This is a genomic window from Stenotrophomonas sp. P5_B8 (assembly GCF_054049855.1).
Window position 1 is genome coordinate 1 of record NZ_JBFULO010000612.1, and the last position, 1,733, is coordinate 1,733.

The 1,733-nt window shown below is 54.6% G+C and carries 2 protein-coding genes and 1 pseudogene; 1 reads left to right on the forward strand and 2 read right to left on the reverse strand.

The window, feature by feature from the left end; genetic code table 11:
• Positions 1–460, forward strand: a 460-nt coding sequence (locus tag ACXJKH_RS19950; RefSeq protein WP_457321962.1) for a hypothetical protein, incomplete at its 5' end; no start/stop codon positions are given.
• Between the two features lie 139 nt (positions 461–599).
• Here the strand turns inward: ACXJKH_RS19950 and ACXJKH_RS19955 are convergent.
• Both ACXJKH_RS19955 and ACXJKH_RS19960 read right to left on the reverse strand, forming a co-directional pair.
• Positions 600–1,091 carry a Druantia anti-phage system protein DruA gene (locus tag ACXJKH_RS19955; RefSeq protein ID WP_457321964.1) on the reverse strand — a complete coding sequence of 164 codons (492 nt, stop codon included), beginning with the start codon at positions 1,089–1,091 and terminating at the stop codon, positions 600–602.
• A gap of 344 nt (positions 1,092–1,435) precedes the next feature.
• Positions 1,436–1,733: pseudogene (locus tag ACXJKH_RS19960) on the reverse strand (ATP-dependent nuclease); the annotation flags it as partial.

Sequence of the window (1,733 nt, forward strand, 5' to 3'; positions counted from 1 at the left end):
CAGCATGATCGAGCAGAACACTGCTACGACGTCACGTGGTCGCGCACTGACAATGATCGGATTCCCGAGGTCCAAGAACAAGAAAGTATCCCCCAAGAGTTCTAATGAGAAGAGGCTTAGCCCGCGGAGGGCGCAGTACACCGATATGGAGATACTTCCCATAGAGCAGTTTGCGAAGCGTGGAATGTCAACCGCCACTCACGTAGCAATGAATCGCGATGCGAGGGCGATCGGGAGCGACGGTGCTGAAGAGAACACCATTGGTCACATTGGCCTTAGCGGAGGACCATTGATCTTTGCTGGCCTCAGTGAAGATTCTCCTCCACTGCAGCCTCAGAAGGTGGTTGGCGTGGTAATTGAGCATGGTGATGGGAGGGGGTCCGTTATTGCGCTGAGGATGTCGGTCGTGCTTCGGCTAATCGAAGATGTGATACTGCGATCGAAAACGCCAACTAACTGACGAATCCTCGTCCAAACCCTGGGCGGCGGCCTTCAGCGGCTTCTCAACTGACTCTTTTGCAAGCCGCACCGGTCGCCTTCAAGCCACCGGCGCCTCTAATAGAGACACTTGGCCAGCGGCTCTGTCGATCATTGTTTCACTACACACGGTCCTTGGCCAGCTTCTGCGGCTTTGACACACCCAAATAATCATCCCAGCATGCCAAGTCTGCACTTGGCGAATGCAACCCGATTATCACAATAACCACGTCATGGTGAGCGTCCATGACGACAAATCGCAATCTTCTGCCATATCCCTTGGAGTATGGCATCGACCAATAGCCACGCATTGTTCTGAATAGCCGCTCCGCCAGGGGGCCTGCCGCCACTGGGACGACCACAGGTTGATTCTTTTCCGGATGGATCTTCGCGCCAGAAGGAAAGTATGTTCGATGACGAAGAGGGTTGCGCCTTAGCTCTGCATAGTCGACTGAGTCGTCGAATGACTTGGCGTCGAAGGTCCAGGCGACCGGTCGCGTCCTTGTCAGCGGAATGTATAGAGTGTTGACTGACACGCCAAACGAGCTCGATTCGCTGGCGCAGGTCATCCGCAGTGAAGCGGAGCTCCTCATTCCAATGGGGTGCCACGGCATCCCATTGCGGCTCTTTTACCATTGCGCCCTCGCTCACCTAAACCTCCCTAGTTACGTTTGACTCTTTCACTTCGGGTGGGATTCTTGCGAACTGCGTGGACATTCGTGGGTCCAGCGCCACAACTGCACCCGGCCCGCCTGCTCGGCCGAACTCAGAACTGCCTTCTCTCCATGCATCCAAAACCGTTCGTCGATCAGCCCTTCGCTTCTTGTTCTGATGATATACCTCAGAAACCAAGACAAGAGGCCGGCACTGACGCATAACGCCCTGGATTTGAACTCGATACACCAGTATTTAAATGGAGCTTTCGCGTATCGCGAAAGGTGCAAATAGGAACGCGTGACTATTCGAGCAACGCTGAAATGCCGTCCCGAAGGGAAGCGAAGTTCTCTGATAAGTTGCCGACGACGACCTCGCAGACCTTCTGCAGGCAAAGTGATTTGTCCAGCCCGACATGCTTCGAAAGCTCCGCGAACTCGTTATGTTTGCCTGCTTGGAGCGAGTATTCGAGTACATCGAACACATCATCAGCATCCAACCCCAGCGCGGCCGCAGTCTGTCCAGGATGTGTCTTGCACTGCTCGATCAACCAGGCTTCCGGCCACGTAGCTCCCGGCAAATAAAGTGCGGAGGCTCTAAAC

Coding starts and splice junctions, on each gene's coding strand:
- ACXJKH_RS19955 (WP_457321964.1), bottom strand. CDS start 1,091: ATGCCGTGGCACCCCATTGGAATGAGGAGCTCCGCTTCACTGCGGATG.